The sequence below is a fragment of the Flavobacterium sp. PL12 genome (assembly GCF_039123485.1).
Taxonomy (GTDB): Bacteria; Bacteroidota; Bacteroidia; order Flavobacteriales; family Flavobacteriaceae; genus Flavobacterium; species Flavobacterium weaverense.
This window is the reverse complement of the sequence record NZ_JBANDI010000015.1, coordinates 69,899-88,237: the sequence shown is the minus strand read 5'-3', so window position 1 is coordinate 88,237 and position 18,339 is coordinate 69,899. Positions and strand designations below refer to the sequence as shown.

The 18,339-nt window shown below is 33.7% G+C and carries 11 protein-coding genes; 5 read left to right on the top strand and 6 right to left on the bottom strand.

Annotated elements, in window-relative coordinates:
* Positions 1–171: 171 nt before the first annotated feature.
* Positions 172–1,653 (bottom strand): helix-turn-helix domain-containing protein, encoded by a 1,482-nt coding sequence (locus RCH19_RS08780; protein ID WP_343022902.1) that lies wholly within the window; start codon positions 1,651–1,653, stop codon positions 172–174.
* A gap of 161 nt (positions 1,654–1,814) precedes the next feature.
* On the opposite strand from RCH19_RS08780, the gene aceB reads away from it, so the two are divergent.
* The 5 genes from aceB to RCH19_RS08755 all read left to right on the top strand — a co-directional run bounded on the left by aceB (position 1,815) and on the right by RCH19_RS08755 (position 8,410).
* A complete protein-coding gene (gene aceB / locus RCH19_RS08775; RefSeq protein WP_343022901.1) occupies positions 1,815–3,416 on the top strand; it encodes a malate synthase A in 1,602 nt (533 codons plus the stop codon).
* A 44-nt stretch (positions 3,417–3,460) separates the two neighbouring features.
* The gene (gene aceA, locus RCH19_RS08770) at positions 3,461–4,741 is read left to right on the top strand and encodes an isocitrate lyase (RefSeq protein WP_343022900.1); all 1,281 of its coding nucleotides are present in this window, start codon (positions 3,461–3,463) and stop codon (positions 4,739–4,741) included.
* Positions 4,742–4,942: 201 nt separating this feature from the next.
* Positions 4,943–6,235, top strand: coding sequence for an aminopeptidase P family protein (locus RCH19_RS08765; RefSeq protein WP_343022899.1), 1,293 nt, complete (start codon positions 4,943–4,945; stop codon positions 6,233–6,235).
* Positions 6,236–6,578: 343 nt separating this feature from the next.
* Positions 6,579–7,379, top strand: coding sequence for a TIGR00266 family protein (locus RCH19_RS08760; protein ID WP_121925107.1), 801 nt, complete (start codon positions 6,579–6,581; stop codon positions 7,377–7,379).
* 248 nt (positions 7,380–7,627) lie between these two features.
* On the top strand, positions 7,628–8,410 hold the full coding sequence (locus RCH19_RS08755; protein WP_343022898.1) for an alpha/beta hydrolase: 783 nt from the start codon (positions 7,628–7,630) through the stop codon (positions 8,408–8,410).
* Here RCH19_RS08755 and RCH19_RS08750 read toward each other — a convergent pair.
* The 5 genes from RCH19_RS08750 to RCH19_RS08730 all read right to left on the bottom strand — a co-directional run bounded on the left by RCH19_RS08750 (position 8,407) and on the right by RCH19_RS08730 (position 18,202).
* Entirely contained in the window at positions 8,407–9,078 is a 672-nt protein-coding gene (locus RCH19_RS08750; protein ID WP_343022897.1) for an ATP-binding cassette domain-containing protein, read from the bottom strand. The genes RCH19_RS08755 and RCH19_RS08750 overlap by 4 nt on opposite strands.
* Positions 9,079–9,380: 302 nt before the next feature.
* Positions 9,381–12,143 carry a PD-(D/E)XK nuclease family protein gene (locus tag RCH19_RS08745; protein ID WP_343022896.1) on the bottom strand — a complete coding sequence of 921 codons (2,763 nt, stop codon included), beginning with the start codon at positions 12,141–12,143 and terminating at the stop codon, positions 9,381–9,383.
* 63 nt (positions 12,144–12,206) lie between these two features.
* Complete coding sequence (locus tag RCH19_RS08740) at positions 12,207–13,640, bottom strand: OmpA family protein (RefSeq protein ID WP_121924893.1); 1,434 nt, start codon at positions 13,638–13,640, stop codon at positions 12,207–12,209.
* A gap of 112 nt (positions 13,641–13,752) precedes the next feature.
* On the bottom strand, positions 13,753–14,946 hold the full coding sequence (gene kbl / locus RCH19_RS08735; RefSeq protein ID WP_343022895.1) for a glycine C-acetyltransferase: 1,194 nt from the start codon (positions 14,944–14,946) through the stop codon (positions 13,753–13,755).
* A gap of 46 nt (positions 14,947–14,992) precedes the next feature.
* Positions 14,993–18,202, bottom strand: a complete 3,210-nt coding sequence (locus RCH19_RS08730; protein ID WP_343022894.1) for a UvrD-helicase domain-containing protein — start codon at positions 18,200–18,202, stop codon at positions 14,993–14,995.
* Positions 18,203–18,339 lie beyond the last annotated feature (137 nt).

The window sequence follows — 18,339 nt, the reverse complement described above, 5'->3', positions numbered from 1 at the left end:
GCTTATAAATCATTCGAAAACCTCAAAGAAAAATTAAATTTTGTCCTGACTAATTTTGGAACAAAATACGACATTAAATTTTAACCATTACTTAGCAGCTGAAAACATTAATTGTATTAACTAAAAATATCAGAAATAGATTCTCACACGCTACGTTGAAAAAGATTAAAACTAACTAAAACGCGTCATGTATTTTTGAACAATAGAATCTGTGTTTTCATTCCTAATTTTCTGTTCTAATTGAATGGGCGGAGAAGCTCTTTCTAAACAATTTTTCACAGCACAAGTTTCACAAGTAACACCTACAATCTGTTTCTTGATTGAATCACTTTCCATAAACTTGAATTTCTTCTTAACTGCGGGTGTAATTAAGATTCCAACTGAAATACTTCGAATACAATCTTCTTTAAATGGATCTGGTGTTGCTGAAGAGAATACAAGATATTCATTCTTACTGTTATCATAACTCGAAATCTGTGCGTCAAAAAAATGATTTTTTTTCTGACTTAAAGATTCTTCTATTGTTCGAATAGAAACCCATCTTCTACAATAATGCTCATTCATTTCATTAGCATGAGGCTCTTGCTGATTTGTAATATGTAATTCTTTTTTTATCTGATACGTATCCGTTCCTATTTTATGAGATAGACGAAGAAAAAATAAATTCTTTAATTGGAAATCTTTTGGTAAAATATTAGTCAACCTCTGATAAAATGATTCTGGCGAAACATTAAAACTGCTCATCAAAGCAATCATTTCTTGCGGTTTTGGATCTGTCTTTAGTAAAAACGTACTAAGTCCGTCAATTAATTGCTGTCGCTGGATCAATAAGGCTCCAGCGAAGTAAGAAGCATAGAAATTATTTAAAACCTGATCAAAATTATCAAATTTAATCCAGCTGAACGTATACAATCTTTCCGTAATTTGAAGATAATTATAAGCAATTTCTTTGGCCAAAATAAATGCTTTTTGCGGCTCATCGATGTCGAGTGAAAGTAACAAAGTTTTACTTTTTGGAACAAAAATAGATCTTAAATCTCCTAATTGTTCTTGCTCAGAAAAAACAAGTTCTTTAATTGTGTAACCATATTCCTCTTTTAAAATTGCAGAAAGTTCTTCAACAGATATTTTAGTTTCGCTATTAACATGAAAAGCTTTGGAGAAATCCAGCACCTTCTGCTCTAGATCTTCAAAATAATTATTCTGTGCTTCTTGATACGAGCGCAAAGCTGCCAAAAAGAAGCTTTCCCTTGTCAAATTATAATGCTGAGCAATTTCTATAATTGTACTTATAAACGCGTTAACCTTAGCTGGCGCATTTGCAATGATATCGATTAAATCATTTTCCTGTATACCAAAAAGCTCTAAAGGTATTTCTTTTAAAATCCCCGACTTTAAAATTTCACCGATAGGAGCGAGATTATTATCAAGCTTTAATGAAACCATATTATCATAAGAAACCTCTAATTTTTCAGCTAAAAGTATGATTTTATCTGTTTTTGGATACTTTTTCCCCTTTTCAATTTCATTTAAATATGATTTCGATAGGTCAGTTATTTTCGCCAACCCAAATAAAGATAAATTCTTATTTGTACGAGCCTGCTTCATTTTCAAGCCAAAAATCAGTTTGATATAATCCCTTTCTATGTTCATATTTCAAATGTAACCAAAAAAGAATAGACACCCAAAAAAATATTTTTCAATTTTAGCGTACGTTCGCTTGTTTTATAAAAAACTTTTTGTACTATTGCAATGTCGACATATAACATATTATTACTAAACCAACATTATTGTTAAATTTAAAATGCATTATCATGGATTTAAAAGAAGTATATTCGGAATATTTGTTAAATTTTACTAAAGAAGCTACCGAGCATTATCCGGGAATTTTAACTGATGAAGCAATGACTTTCTTGTCTGTACTTCATGAAAAATTCAATAAAGGGAGACTTACCCTCCTGAAAAACCGCGAAGATCAACAACTACTATTTGATAAAGGCGCTCTGCCCACTTTTCCCGTCGAGACCAAGAGCATTAGAGAAGGAAATTGGGAAGCTGCTAAAACTCCTGCAGATTTACTCGACCGACGCGTAGAGATAACTGGTCCTGTAGATAGAAAAATGGTTATCAATGCTCTGAACTCAGATGCAAAAACTTTCATGGCTGATTTTGAAGATAGCACTTCACCAACATGGAGTAATTTAATGACGGGACAACAGAATTTAAAAGACGCTGTAAATAGAACAATTACCCTTGAAGACACGAAAAAAAATAAAAAATACAGCCTGAATGAACAAACGGCAGTTTTAATCGTACGGCCAAGAGGACTTCATTTAAATGAGAAACATATTTTAATTAATAATGAACAAGCATCAGGGTCGTTAATAGATTTTGGACTTTACGCTTTTCATAATCATAAAAAACTTATTGATAATGGAAGTGCTCCTTATTTTTATATTCCAAAATTAGAGCACTACTTAGAAGCGAGATGGTGGAACGAGGTTTTTGAATTTACTCAAGAATATTTTGGTGTAAAAAACGGAACCTTTAAAGCAACAGTTTTAATTGAAACAATCACCGCGAGCTTTCAACTAGACGAAATAATATTCGAGCTAAGGGAACATATCGTTGGACTTAATTGCGGAAGATGGGATTACATTTTTTCTTATATCAAAAAATTAAGAAACAATCCAGCTTTCATTGTTCCTAATAGAGACCAAGTGACAATGACCGCTCCTTTTATGAGCGCTTATTCGCAACTTGTAATTCAAAGATGTCACAAACGTAACATTCACGCTATAGGAGGAATGGCCGCACAAATTCCAATCAAGAACAATGAAGAAGCTAATAAAATAGCTTTTGACAAAGTAATAGCCGACAAAGAACGTGAAGTCAAAAACGGCCATGATGGAACGTGGGTAGCTCACCCAGATTTAGTTCCTCTTGCAATGACAGTTTTTGATAAATACATGACTAATAAGAATCAAATTGATTTAAAACGCGATGATCTTCATGTAACGGAAGCTAATCTTTTAGAAACGCCTAAAGGAACAATAACTGAAGAAGGCATTCGAAAAAACATAAGCATATCTGTGTTGTACATCGCTTCTTGGCTAAATGGTCAAGGCGCAGCTGCACTACATAACTTAATGGAAGATGCCGCAACCGCAGAAATATCAAGATCGCAGTTATGGCAATGGTTACAAAACAAAGTGGTATTAGATAATCAAAAAGTGCTTTGTGAGAAATATTATCATCGATTAGCGATGGAGGAATTCGAAAAAATAAGAGAGAAAGTAGGTACTGAAAATCACGAAAAACAAAAGTATAAACTAGCGGAACAGCTGCTAGACATTCTAGTAGTAAACGATAAATTTATCGAATTTCTGACTATTCCAGGCTACAAATATTTATAAAGCATACAACACAACTATCAACAAACAACCAAAAAACTACAACGATGAAAACTACAGAAACAAGAATACAAGAATTAGTTACAGACTGGCTTACAAACCCAAGATGGGACGGAATTGAGCGACCTTACACAGCAGCAGAAGTTGTGAAATTACAAGGTTCGTACCAAATAGAGCACAGCGTTGCTCGTATTGGCGCTACTAATTTATGGAATAAATTAAACACTCAAGATTTTGTAGCTGGTCTGGGCGCGCTTACAGGAAACCAAGCTATTCAAGAAGTTGAAGCTGGACTTGACGCCATATATTTAAGCGGATGGCAAGTTGCCGCTGATGCGAATGTAGCTGGCGAAATGTACCCTGATCAATCCTTATATCCTGCTAATAGTGTTCCTCTAGTAGTAAAACGAATTAATAATGCACTTTTACGCGCAGATCAAATACAAGTTGTAAATGGAACTGCTGATAAAAAACAATATTTAGTACCTATTGTTGCTGATGCGGAAGCAGGTTTTGGTGGGAATTTAAATGCTTTCGAATTAATGAAAGCAATGATCGAAGCTGGTGCTGCCGGAGTTCATTTTGAAGACCAATTAAGTTCTGCTAAAAAATGCGGACATTTAGGTGGAAAAGTTTTAGTTCCTACACAAGAAGCCATTAACAAATTGATTGCCGCAAGACTTGCGGCAGATGTTATGGGAACGCCAACAATAGTTGTAGCAAGAACAGATGCTGATGCTGCAAACTTACTAACAAGTGATATAGATCCGCGAGATGCCAAATTTATAACAGGAGAAAAAACAGGAGAAGGTTTTTTCTATGTGAATTGCGGAGTAGAACAAGGAATTGATCGCGGATTAAGTTACGCTCCTTACGCTGATTTAATTTGGATGGAAACTAGTAATCCCGACTTAGATTATGCTCGAAAATTTGCTGAGGGAATACACGCTAAATTTCCTGGAAAAATGCTAGCGTACAATTGTTCACCCTCTTTTAACTGGGCTGCAAAATTATCAGTTCCTGAAATGGAAACCTTTAGAGAGGATCTTGCCGAAATGGGTTATAAATTTCAGTTCATTACTCTTGCAGGATTTCACGCCTTAAACACCAGTATGTTTGAATTATCAAAAGCATATAAAGAAAGAGGAATGGCAGGTTACTCTGAATTACAAGAACGCGAATTTGCATTGCAACAACATGGTTTCAAAGCCGTAAAACATCAAAGTTTCGTTGGAACCTCTTATTTTGATGCAGTACAAAACACAGTAACTATTGGAAAATCATCAACGACTGCAATGAAAAATTCTACGGAAGCTGCTCAATTCTAGCAACAACCATTTGTATTGATATTTTTAAACACTTCGAAATTTGATGTTTTTAAAAAAATGACAACTGAAATAAGCGCAGAAAATGAAATCTAAATTTTATTTTCTGCGCTTTCTCTTTTCTATTAAAATTTACCAAATGCTTCGCTCAAACCAATTTAATCTTAGTATTTTTGAGTAATTAAAAGTTTAAACTAAATTCTTATGAAATACCATCAAATTGAACGCAATCTATTTATAAAAAATCGCGCAAAATTCATGGCTCAAATGAAGCCAAAAAGTGTTGCGATTTTCAACTCTAATGATATTTATCCAGTTTCGGCTGATAGTACTTTACCTTTTGCACAACACCGCGACATATTTTATTTAAGTGGCGTTGATCAGGAAGAAAGCATTTTATTGCTTTTTCCAGATGCTCCTTATGAACATCAAAGAGAGATGTTATTTTTGAAAGAAACTAGTGCGCACATTGCAGTTTGGGAAGGCGAGAAATTAACTAAAGAGCGTGCATTTGAAGTCTCAGGAATCAAAACAGTTTATTGGTTACACGAATTTGAAAAAATCTTGTTTGAGATGATGACCCATTCTGAGACTATTTATATCAATACAAACGAACATTACCGCGCTACGGTAGAAACTGAAACTCGCGAAGCTCGTTTTGTAAAATGGTGGAAAGAAAAATATCCTGCGCATACTGTCGCTAAAAGTAATCCAATCCTTCAACGTCTTCGCTCAGTAAAAGAAACTGAGGAATTGGATTTAATCCAAAAAGCGTGTAATATCACTGAATTAGGTTTTAGAAGACTACTTTCATTTGTTAAACCAAATGTAACAGAGTATGAAATCGAAGCCGAGCTAATTCATGAGTTTGTAAGAAATCGTTCTAAAGGATTTGCTTATACACCTATCATCGCGTCAGGAAATAACGCTAATGTATTGCACTACATTGAAAACAATCAGCAATGTAAAGCCGGCGATTTAATACTATTAGATGTAGCTGCTGAATATGCAAATTATTCTAGCGATATGACTCGAACAATTCCAGTTTCAGGGAAATACACTAGCCGTCAAAAAGAAGTTTACAACGCAGTTTTACGTGTAAAAAATGAGGCTTCTAAAATGCTTACGATAGGAACATTGTGGAAACAATATCATATTGAAGTTGGTAAACTAATGACTTCAGAGTTACTTGGATTAGGACTCCTTGACAAGGCTGATGTGCAAAATGAAAATCCAGATTGGCCAGCATACAAGAAATACTTCATGCACGGAACTTCGCATCACATGGGACTTGACACGCATGATTACGGAATCCTAACGGAACCTATGCAAGCGAACATGGTTTTTACCGTAGAGCCGGGGATTTATATTCCAGCGGAAGGTTTCGGAATCAGACTAGAAGATAACTTAATCGTTCAGGAAAGTGGCGAGCCATTCAACATGATGCGAAACATACCTATTGAAATTGAAGAAATAGAAGATTTAATGAACGCATAATTCAGTAATTTATAAAGTATAAATCGGTTTGCAGCAATGTGAACCGATTTTTTTTTGGGCGCAACCCAACTTCCGTGAACTTCAGTTTGGTCGGGCTATCCACTACAAGTCCTCGCAACGCATAAAAATGCGATGCTGTGGGCTTTTCACTACTATCCCTTGCGCACTTCCACGAGAAAACATAAAATAATAAAACTCAAATTCTATACTACATCTAAAAAACTGTAACTTTATCTACCTAACAACGTCCTATTCAATACATATAGGATTAAGAACGTTTTTAAAAATTTAAAAAATAATCAATCTTCATAGCCCAGAAATACAAAATCTTAAACATAAAACCATGCAAGCACACGAAATCGATTATCACATATATGGCGAAGAAATGCAATATGTAGAAATAGAATTAGATCCACAAGAAATTGTAATTGCCGAAGCAGGTAGTTTCATGATGATGGACAACAATATTAAGATGGAAACTATCTTTGGAGATGGTTCTGTACAACAAAATACAATATTTGATAAGTTGCTAAGCGCTGGAAAAAGAGTACTAACTGGTGAAAGTTTATTTATGACCGCCTTTATCAATCAAAATAACGCAAAAGGCAAAGTATCTTTTGCTGCACCTTATCCTGGAAAAATCATTCCAATTAATTTGACTCAATACGACGGCAAATTTATTTGCCAAAAAGACTCTTTTCTCTGCGCTGCAAAAGGTGTATCTATTGGAATTGAATTTTCTAAAAAATTAGGTCGTGGTCTATTTGGCGGTGAAGGTTTTATTATGCAAAAAATAGAAGGCGACGGAATGGCATTTGTACATACAGGCGGAACTCTAGCTAAAAAAGAATTAGCAAACGGCGAAGTGCTAAAGGTCGACACTGGCTGTATTGTAGGTTTCACTAAAGATGTTGATTACGACATTGAATTTATCGGAGGAATAAAAAATTCAATCTTTGGTGGCGAAGGTTTATTCTATGCAACGCTTCGCGGACCAGGAACTGTCTACATACAATCATTACCTTTCAGTAGATTAGCTGATAGAATCATTGCTTCCGCACCACGAGCTGGTGGAAAAAGTCGTGACGAAGGAAGTTTGTTGGGCGGTTTAGGAAACTTACTTGATGGCGATAATAGATTTTAAATTATCAGTAAGTTCAGATTTTTCAACATTAAATATTCATGCTTACAAAGGTATGATTGCCATTTTTTTCAATACTAATTGGCAACTATATTAAAAAAATCTCCTTTAATCATCCACTTGATGCCATTCGTACTTCATCGAAATGACAAAGTAAAATGAATAAAGTAATAACCATTTTGTCTTTACATTAACTTATATATCTTCTATGGTTTAAAAAATTAAGCATTAGTTTTGTAAAAAAACAAACTTTGAAACAAATCCAATTTAAAAACACGCAAATTTCCTTTTCTGATACGGGGAAAGGAACTGCTATTGTTTTGCTTCATGGTTTTCTAGAAAATAAGAAGATGTGGGATTTCTACATCTCTGAATTTGCTAAAAAAAACCGAGTCATTGCAATTGATTTGTTAGGACATGGTGAATCAGAATGTTTGGGATATGTGCATTCGATGGAAGATCACGCAGATGCTGTTCAAGCCGTGCTTTCCGATTTACGCATTCGCAAAGCCATCTTTATTGGGCATTCAATGGGTGGATATGTAGCTTTGGCTTTTGCCGAACTATATCCTGAAAATACAAAAGGATTAGTTTTATTAAACTCTACAGCAAGAGCCGACAGCGACGAACGTAAAATAAATCGAGATCGTGCAGTAAAGGCTGTAAAGCAATCATTTATCAATTTTATTTCGTTGGCTATTGCTAATTTATTCAGTGAGAATAATAAGGAGTGTCTCGCTTTAGAAATTGAAAATGTAAAAAAGGAAGCGCTAAAAACACCTTTGCAAGGAATTGTAGCATCATTAGAAGGAATGAAAATTAGAATGGATCGTGAGGTCTTGTTGCATCTCACACCCTACCCTAAATTAATAGTATTAGGTGAAAAAGATTCTGTTTTACCCTATGAGGAAACTAAGGAACAATTAGAGAATACTTCAGTAAAATTGATTTCTTTTCCAGACGGACATATGAGTCACATTGAAAACCGCGATGAATTATTAGTTTTATTACTCTCCTTTTGCAAAAAGATTTAAAGCATTCCTTTTGACAGATAGCCTCTTTCAATCAATTCTTCTTTATTTATTAGATGAAACATTTTACCATCTTTCATTAACGCTAGCTTGGTGGAAACATCTATCACATTTTTATAATTATGATCTGTAATTATGATACCTTTTACTTTTGACTTCTCAGTTATTAGAGCATTTATATTTTCGATCATAATCGGTGACAAACCATTATATGGCTCATCAATTAAAACGAATTTGGAGTTATTATTTAAAATCAATTTGATTTCTAAGTAGCGAAGTTCTCCTCCAGACAAATGTTTGATTTTTTTATTTAATAAAGATTGAATCATTTCATCGGCATAAAATTCAACCAACTTTTCTTTACAAATAGACAATTGAATAGTTCGTTTTACGGATAAGGCATTTGGAATAAAATTGTCTTGTGGCAAATAACTAATTTGTTTCAGTAACGCACTCGTGTTAGCTTTGACGACACCATCAACTCTAACAAATTTAAAATCCGCAGATTCAATTCCGAATATTATTTTTAATAAAGTTGATTTGCCAGAACCGTTCCTGCCCAGAATACCAATAATATCGTTTGTTTCACATTTTAGATAAACATCAGAAATTATGATTCTTCCATCATATTGTTTTTGGACGCTATCAACTTCTAAAATATTTTTAATCATATTAACTTCAGAATTAAATTGATAACTAAAATCACAGCTACCGAAAAAATGAAATTCATAATAAAAGCGTAAAGCACTAAATGTACTTTTGAAATTCCGTTGTTATAGTAGAATAAATATTCGTTTTTAGCATTTACTTCTTTTATCAAAATAGTGACGCAGAAACCAAAAATTATAAGAACATATTTAAAGGTTTCAAATCCGCCAAATATCCAAGCCACAGTACTTAACGCCAAATTAATCATTAGCGTTGTTTTAAAGAATTCGAATATATTTGCCAGCTTTTTGATATTGCAATAAAATTAAATTTTTTCTAAAAACGGAATATTTACATCTAAAATCTCATTCAATAAAAGTGTAATTTGCTCTAAATATTGACTTAAAATTGTTTCATCAATAATAGAATTCATCTCTTTCTCTTCTTTAAATACAAATGGTAAAAATCCTGATTTTAAATTTTTAAACGAAATAATTCCAGCTTCAATTGGCTGCCCGTTAGCTTTCTCCTCAAACATATACGCATAAGCCAAAACCTGAATAATCTTGTCGCTCTTAATATCGTCCGTTAAACCGTTCCAGTTTTTTAATATTACGTTCGCCTTATCTACCTTTCCAGTTTTATAATCAATAATTCGAATCGTTCCGTTGCGTTCTTCAATTCTATCTACATTTCCTTTAATCAAGACTGGAAAAGGTAAACTACTGTGATGTAATGTGCGTTGATACGTTTGTTCTAAAGCAATTATTTTAATAGCATCACCGTTTTTAATACTCTCTAATTCTACTTTTAGAAAATTAGAAACATTTCGCTTTGCTACTTCAAAAGCTAATAAATTCCGACCTTTTTTTATTTCACCTTCTTTGTAAACAAGTTTAAATTGTTTGAGAACCTCAACGTCAATTTGCTTGAAACAGTTCAATATGTCACTTTCCGAGATAAATTTTCCAATGAATGGCTCATACAAAACTTTTAATGTTTCATGAATTATGGTTCCTAAAGTGTTCAAGGCAATATTCTCTTCCACTTCTTCCACTTCGCTAATACGCAATATTTTTTGGAAATAAAACTGAATAGGATTTCTAATATAACTCGTCAAAGCAGAAGGAGAAAATCCTTTCTCAGCAATTTCTTTTAAGCGCAACATCACACTTTCTGACTTTGGAATAATCATAGGTTGATAAGCGGTTTCAGGAAGAATAGCGTTGTAAATTTCGTGAGTTGTGTTATGGTTTGGTTGTTTTTCCACCTCGAGCTGCGTTATAAATCGGCTTTTTTCTCCTGCGTCTAATCCCTCACTTTCTGTATTATAAAGCAAGTAAATATTCTTAGCACGTTGAAGCAAGTGGTAAAAGTGGTACGTGTAAATAGCATCCTTTTCCTTGAAAGTAGGCAAACCTAACTCCCGTTTCACATCATAGGGAATAAAGGAATTTTGGGACTTTCCAGCCGGAAACTTACCTTCATTCATCGAAGTAACTATTACGGTATCAAAATCTAAAACTCTACTTTCTAATACTCCCATAATCTGCAGTCCATTTAAAGGTTCACCTTCAAAAGAAACTTCAGCAAGATCTATTACTTGTTTGTAAATTGCATAAAGTGTTTCAATCTTATCTATATGCTTATGTTTTGAGTAATACGTAATGAGTTTGTTGATAACTTTAAAAATTGCAAAAACGAAAGCTTTAGTAATTTTCTCTTCTTCACTGTCATTGCTTAAATTATTTTTTATCGTTTGTAATAATTGAGATATACTTTCTAAAACTGGAATAGAACCACTTTCCCATTTTTTAAATAATAATAGAAACAACTCCGACGGTATCACATTTAACTCCATCAATTTTTGATGCGTTATAAATGTGTAATTATTTTTATTTATTATTGCAACTAATGCTGCAGTTTTAGCATAAGGCTCAACTAGCGGATGCGTCAAAATATCTAAAACGTCTTTATAGTAAAGCACATAACTGCTGTTATTACGAGACAGCGCATTAGTGTGCATTTTAAATAATTTTGCAAGCAATATTTGAGCTGGATTATTTTTACTAGAATAACCCATTGTAATATTTAGCGCTCCAACGCTTGCAGGCAAAGAATATAAAAGTGGAACCAAAAGATTTTCATCTCCAAGTACAATTGCAACTTTATCTAATTTTCCTAATGGATTATCATTAGTTATATTCTCAATAATGCTTCCCGCAATTTTAGCTTGACCAATAGTTTTTGGAGTTCCTATTACATGAATATTCTTCGATTGAGAAAAATCATCTACAATCCATTCAAAAGGATTTGATTTATAATGTTTCCAGTTTTCTTTAAATCGACGCACAAACAATCCGGCATCATGATACGGATCATTTAGAAAAGTTTGATCCACATCCCAATAAATTTCAGCTTGGTCAGAAGCTATCAACTGCTGTATTATCTTTTCTTCAGCGGCATTCAGAGCATTAAATCCTGCAAACAAGAATTGCTTCTCTTGCACTGACTTTGTGAAATGGTTTAAGTTATTAACAGCTTCTCTATAAATTAAACCTTGGTACCCTATTCCCTTATTTAATAAGTGATCATATAAAGATTGATAGTATTTAGGTAATAATTTCCAAAAATCAACATATCTCTCTAATAAAGGAGTTTTATTTTTAACTTCAATTCCCCACTTTTTAATATCCTCAATATCTTTTAAATAGGAAAGAACGTGTGAAGGATCAAGAAGATAACGATCTATTTCATTAAAATCTTGCAGTAAAGTTTTAGCCCAATTTGCAAAAAGTTCAAAAGATTGCTGTTGCGACTTTTCGGTAATGGATAAATAGACTTCATAAAATTCGAAAAGCAATTCAATTGGATCAATAGTACGAATTCCAGAGATGTCTTGGACAAAATCTTCAATACTTATTATTTCTGGCGAAAGAATATTAGTATTTACTTGCTTTTTTAATGCTTCGATTAAGAATATCTTTGCGCGCTTATTAGGTAAGACGACAATTGTATTCGAAAGCGAATTAGAATACTTTTCAATTAAAACAGAAGCAATTTTATCTAAGAAAGAAATATTTATCATAATATAAAAATAAAAAAAACGCCCCGATAAATCGAGGCGTTTTCTATAAAAGTTTGAAGGCAATTATTTTTGTAAAATAACTTCTGTTCTTCTATTTTTTGCTTTACCAGCAGCAGTTTTGTTTGTTTCAACTGGTTTAGACTCACCATATCCAACAGCATTTAAGTTGCTAGATTTGATACCTCTTTCTAAAAGAGCGTCTTTAACAACTGTAGCTCTTTCTTCAGAAAGTGTTTGGTTGAAAGCATCTGAACCATCGCTATCTGTGTGTCCTTCAACACTAAATTTAGCGTTAGGATAGTTTTTAAGAATATTTGCCATAGCATCTAATCTAGCTGGAACATCAGCAGATTTGAAAGTAGATTTACCTGAATTAAAGTAGATTGCTCTAGCTTGAATTTTAAGGTTATCTAAAGCTTCAGTAGTTACTTCTGGACATCCTCTGTTACTAGCTGGACCAGCTACAGTAGGACAATCATCATCTTTGTCTAATACACCATCTCCGTCAGTATCCGGCCAAGGACAACCTGCGTTCTCTTTTGGACCTGCAACAGTAGGACATTTGTCATCTTTATCAGCTACACCATCTCCATCAGTATCAGGACAACCTTTTAAAGCAACTAAACCAGCAACATCTGGACAAGCATCATCTTTATCAGCTACACCATCTCCGTCAGTATCAGGACAACCTTTTAAAGCAGCTAATCCAAATTCAGTAGGACACTCATCTTCACTATCTTGAATACCATCTCCGTCAGTATCAGGACATCCGTTGAATTGCTTTAAACCAGCAACTTCTGGACAAGCATCATCTTTGTCATATATTCCGTCACCATCTGTATCTTTACCACCAAATTTGAAGATAATTCCAGCAGAATGTTGGAAGTGAGATGGAGCATCTGGAGTTCCAGAAGCATCTTCTCTATCTCCGAATGATTTTTTGTATTTTGATGCAAGCTCTAAACCTACATTGTCAGTAAACCATAATGTTAGTCCAGCACCAGGGTTTAATGTTCCGTAGCTACTATCACCAAAGAAAGTATAACCTCCACCAACAGAAAGAGAAGGATCAATCACTTTAGATTTAATTAGGTTCATGAAGCTATATTTAACTGTAGCGTCAATACCATAATACATTAAATCACCAGGATTAGAAACTACCATTCCTCTTGAATCATGACCAGGAGCAGTTGGATCAAATTTCACATACTTGTCAATCTTGTTTACAGATCCAGCAAGACCAAAAGAGAAATTATCCCCAACGTATCTAGATACAGATAAATAAGATACAGATGGAAGAACATTCCAGTTGTCTTTTACTGCAAATGGTTGAGAAAAATGACGATCAAGCCAATTATTTCCACCACCAGCACTTGTCCTAGTATCAACGGCATTAACTCCAAAAGAGATAGCCCAAGGATTGTTACTGTCTTGTGCTTGAGAACTTAATCCCATCACCATCATCACAGCAACAAAAATTTTGTTAAGATGTTTCATACTTAAATTTTTTAATTACAATTTAGTTAATTATAAGCAAAAGTAGTACGTAAATTTTAAACTACAAAATGAAATGTTAAAAAAAAGCCACAATGCCCACTAAAAGTGGGAATTATATAATATTTAACTCTTTTCCAGCTGCTGTAAATGCATCAATTGCCTTATCTATGTGAGCAGTAGTATGCGCCGCCGACAATTGTACTCTAATTCTTGCCTTATCTTTTGGCACTACAGGAAAAAAGAATCCTATAACATAAATACCTTTTTTCAACAACTCATTAGCCATTGTTTGAGATAATTTAGCATCATAAAGCATAACAGGTACGATTGCTGAATCACCATCAATGATGTCAAAACCAGCTTTTTTCATTCCTGCTTTGAAGTAATTTGTGTTCTCTTCTAACTTATCGCGCAATAAAGTATCTCTTTCTAAAATTTCAAAAACTTTAATTGAAGCTCCTACAATCGATGGTGCTAAAGAGTTAGAAAATAAATACGGTCGTGATCTCTGACGCAATAATTCAATAATTTCTTTTTTAGCGGTCGTGTAACCACCCATTGCACCACCTAAAGCTTTACCTAATGTACCAGTGATAATATCCACACGTCCCATAACACCTTTAGCTTCAAGCGTACCTTTTCCTGTTGCACCTATAAATCCTGCAGCATGACACTCATCAACCATAACCATTGCATCATATTTATCAGCTAAGTCACAGATTTTATCTAATGGCGCTACTAATCCATCCATAGAGAAAACACCATCTGTCACAATTAGTTTGAAACGAGTTCCAGCTTCAGTTGCTTTAATTAACTGCTGCTCTAAATCCTCCATGTTGCTATTTTCATAACGATAACGAGCAGCTTTACATAAACGAACACCATCTATAATAGAAGCATGATTTAAACTATCAGAAATAATACAATCTTCGGCTCCTAATAATGGTTCAAAAACTCCACCATTTGCATCAAAGGCAGCTGCGTATAGAATAGTGTCTTCTGTTCCGTAGAACTCTGCAATTTTTTTCTCTAATGTTTTATGAATATCCTGTGTTCCGCAAATAAAACGAACAGACGACATTCCGAAACCATGTGTATCCAATGCATCTTTAGCAGCTTGAACTACTTCTGGATGTGATGACAAACCAAGATAATTGTTAGAACAGAAGTTTAAAACTGTCTCGCCAGTAGAAATAGTAATTTCTGCTGCTTGTGGCGATGTAATAATTCTTTCCGATTTAAAAATTCCGTTATCTACAATTGTTTGAAGTTCCGTCTGCAGATGTTGTTGTATTTTTCCGTACATATTAATTTATTTATACATTCATTTATGCGAATAATTCATTTTAAAGCTACAAATTTACTACTTCGATTCCTTTTCCGATGTAAATAAGCGCTTTTTTAACAACCTTATAACCCATCGACTCAATTGCACTTTGATAATTGTCTAATTGTTGCTGGTATTTCACTTGATGTGTCCCCGTTTTATAATCAAGTAAAAACACTTCCTTATTCTTAGTTATTACCATTCGGTCAGGCTTTACAGTTTTTCCCTCCTTTTGAATTATGGTTTGCTCGTTCAAAATCTCATGCTTATCATCAAAATAGCTCTCCAACTCATTATGATTAATAATACTTAGAATTGTATTATAAACAATTTCACTTTGATTCTGTGTGATTAATCCACTTTCAATGGCTTTTACTAATGCTAAGTCTACATCAGTTTTTGATTTTACAAATGACAGAATTTCGTGAATAAGATTTCCATATTCAATAGCCTCCTGCTGCAAGGTTCCCCACATCAAAGCTTCTCTTTGTGCTATTTTTATATTCTTTGGATTTAAAACTTCTCGAACGAATGGAATCGTCTTAGAAGTATCAACATGTTTCTTTTTATTCGACAACTTGGTTTTGTCTCCAAATTCATAATTTAATTTTTCGACGTGGAAGTCGGCATTACTTTTAATATAATCAATAAAAAAAGTACACATGTTATTTGTTGGCACCTCACCTTTTCTAGATAAATTCATATTCGAAATTACATAAAGCTGCTCCTCCGCTCGAGTTAAGGCTACATACAAAACATTAATATTGTCTAATAACTCTTCCTGTTTTTTCAAATTATAAACTTCAGCGGCTTCATCGCCAAAACCTTCAACTGCACTACTATTATCAATCAAAACTTTGGGCAAACCAAAATCTTCTTCATCGGCATTAAGCCATAATTTATCTTTTGGCTTTCTATTGTAATCTTCTTCAGCAAAAGGAAATATAACAACAGGAAATTCTAACCCTTTTGATTTATGAATAGTCATAATCCTAACCGCATTATTTCCTTCAGGAGATGGAATACTAAATTTCTCTGCATTTTTATCCCAAAAACTTAAAAAGTCAGCTATTCCTGCTTGGTTTCGAATATCCCGTTCTAAAACAATGTCTAGGAAATATTGCACGTATGCATTGGTTGTATTGGAACTCAGAAATTTTGAGATTATAACTTCAACAGCCTCATATAATGATTTTTTTCGAATGTTTTCGAAAGAGAGCGCTACGTTGAAACTCATCAACCAGCTTTCAAAATCAACTTCAAGTTTTCTTTCCATTCCTTGCGCGATGAAATCATGAACTGGTAATTGATCTTGAATGTTTTGAGCTAAATATTGCAAAAAGTTAGCTTTTGCCTCTAAATCAGAATTGTTCTTTAAGTATTTCAATAAATGAATAATCAATCGGACTTCTGTCGCGTTTTGAATCATCAAGGTTTCTGACGACAAAAGTGGAATTTTTTGCTCTGTCAAATAATTAGCTATTGCGATACCCTGACTACGCTTTCTGGTTAAAATTACAATATCTTTAAATTCAAAACCTTCAGCTAATACAGTTTGTATTGTATTTAGAGTAGCTTGAACAAATAATTTGGTTTTATCTAAACCTTCATCTTCCACTTGGTTTTCAGTAGAATCCTCGGGTTTTTCTACTTTTGGAATGAAAGAAATGTTCACATATCCACCTGTTTTATTATTTGTTTTTTGGTGACTGTGATTAGCGTATAAATCTTTATAATCAGGATGTTCAAATTCATTCGACAACATTTTAAAGAAAGCATTATTAAACTCAATTACCTGCGAATAGGAACGGTAATTTTTATCAAGATGTTTTAGCTTTTTTTCTGGGTTATTGAATGGATTTTGATCTTTACTTAAATCTATAAATTGTTCTGCTTTTCCACCGCGCCATCTGTAAATTGACTGTTTTGGATCGCCTACAATCATCAAAGTTCCTTTTTCGCCATCTATTTCACTGGAGGTAGCATTATCAATTAACGGAATAAGGTTTTGCCACTGCATCTCAGATGTATCTTGAAACTCATCTATAAAAAAGTGACGATACCGCTCGCCTAGTCGTTCATATATAAAAGGAGCAGGTTGGTTTTGAATTTCTCTATGTATCAACGCATTAAATTCAGTAATAGAAAGTATGCTCTGTTCTGTTTGAATTTTCTTCAATTCATTACTAACCGTATTTAATAAGGAAAGTGGTGTGATATTTTTTAAAAATGCTTTATAAAAATCTCGTTTCTCAAATGCTTTATAAATTGTCGCTAAAATCTGAAGTAATTCAGGAATTAGGTTTTCAATAATTGCCCGGTCTTTAGCCGTTTTATTAATTTTTACATCATCAAATTCGTGATACGTTTTATTCTTTGGGTTAAACTTCCCTTCTTGAATACTAACCAAATGTTTTGGAAAGTAAGCTCCAGAAAATGACTTAACATCAATGCCGTTCTTATCAATTAGTACCAGTGCTTCTTCAGCCAGCGTAATGCTCTCTTTTTCTAAAACTTTGCAAGCCTCCGATAATTTTTGCTTGATAGCAACAAATTCAGAGATTGATTTATCTTGGAAATGAGTGATTTCATTCCGATTGTTTTCGTTTAAAATCAATCGACCCGTATCCAGAATTTCACGTGAAATATCCCAAGATTTATCATCATCAGTTTTCTCCATCGTGAAATCTACGAGTAACTTAGTCAACGTCTCATCTTCTCCAGCCTGTGCGATAATTGCATCAACAGCTTCGACTAATAAATTCTCAGTATCCAAGGTTACTTCAAAAGCCATTGGTAAGCCAAGATCATGCGCAAAAGCACGAATCACTTTGTGAGTGAATTTATCTATCGTAGAAATATCAAAAGCTGCATAATTATGAATTATGTGCTTTATGATTTGTTGTGATTTAGTTTTGATTTGGATAATAGAAAGACCTAGCGGCTCTTCCTCCCATTCTTCTGGTTTGTCTATTTTTCTAACGCCAGCAACCAAGTCTTGCATTAAATCCATTGCTTTATCGCTTGGCTCGTCTTTTGCAAATTCAGATAACCTACCTACTATTCGGCTTTTCATCTCATGAACCGCTTTGTTAGTAAAAGTTATGGCTAGAATATTGCGATAGGCATCATTTTTCTTAGCGACAAGAATAATTTTAAGATATTCTTTGACCAAAGCATACGTTTTACCAGAACCAGCTGAAGCGTCATATATAGAGAAGGAAGGTCTTTGCATTAAGATTTTTGATTTTTGATTAACGACTTTAGATTTCTGATGGAATCTCAACGTGTTATTTTTTCGGATACACTAGCCCTGATGGAAACGACATCCTTTCTTGCCGGAGTTCGGCGAGAAAGATATAGTGTACAGCA